Genomic DNA, 978 nt, shown 5'->3' with positions numbered 1-978 from the left:
GCCCATGTCTGTTCGGTGTCGATGCGACGGATGCCACTTTCCTCGAGGACGTTGACGACGGCATCAGCGCGCTCCTCGCCGTCGATCGCCCGGACGATATAATGGATCTCGGCGAGATTGGTCGCCGAGATGTAGCCGTCTGCTGCGCCTTCGATAGCGTCAACGTACGTTTCGACGGTGTCGCTCCCTGGTTCGTTACAGAAGTAGGCGATGAGTGGTTCGGCGTCGAAGACGATCGTTTCGGGAATCGCAGCCCCCTCCGTCATCCGTCAGCCTCGTTGTCATCGGCGTAGCGCTGCCGCAACGCTTCTTCACAGTAGTAGCAAGGCGGATGCCCACCGGCTTTAGCCGTGGGAGGAAGCCGACAAACAGAGCACCAAACCACACTGCGATCGCTCTACTGACTCCCCACTAATAATAAACTATAATAAAAAGTGGATACTACTGTGAGATACATGGCGTGGGACGTAACTCGAACGGTTCAGATCCGGCTTGACGTTCCTGACGACCGCAAGAGTGACCTCCACGCCACCAACCAGCAATTCCAATACTGCGCGAATCGAACCGCTGAGTGGGCATGGCGATACCCACACGGCGACTGCGTAACCAGCAAATCCGAAGCTGAACAAGCCATCTACGACGAGTTGCGGGAAGCGACCGACTACCTTCACGCCAATCTCGTTCAGAAAGCAATCAAGCGAGCAACCAAGGACATCGGTAACTGTGTTGATCGGCTTAGTGATGGGGAGAAAACAAGCCAACCCCACTACGATACATTCAGCATCGTGTACGACAAGCGAGCGGCTACATTCTACCGTGACAAGGTGAGTCTTGCCACTGTCAACGGGCGGGTTGAGTGTGAGTACGACCTACCGGAGCATCCTGAACAAACGCCGCACGGTGAGTACCTGTTGAACGACGACTACTCCTTTTCGACCAGCACTGTCCACTACGACAACGAAACCGACGAGTTCTATC

Annotated in this window: 2 pseudogenes; one reads left to right on the top strand and one right to left on the bottom strand. The window is 55.3% G+C overall.

The features are described from left to right. A pseudogene (locus DVK07_RS19625) lies at positions 1-266 on the bottom strand (type II toxin-antitoxin system VapC family toxin); the annotation flags it as partial. A 189-nt stretch (positions 267-455) separates the two neighbouring features. On the opposite strand from DVK07_RS19625, the pseudogene DVK07_RS19620 reads away from it, so the two are divergent. Beyond that, positions 456-978: pseudogene (locus DVK07_RS19620) on the top strand (RNA-guided endonuclease TnpB family protein); the annotation flags it as partial.

Origin of the sequence: Halorubrum sp. Atlit-26R (assembly GCF_003666015.1) — an archaeon.
Lineage (GTDB): Archaea > Halobacteriota > Halobacteria > Halobacteriales > Haloferacaceae > Halorubrum.
Note: the sequence above shows the minus strand (reverse complement) of the source record. Positions and strands in the feature narration are given on the sequence as shown.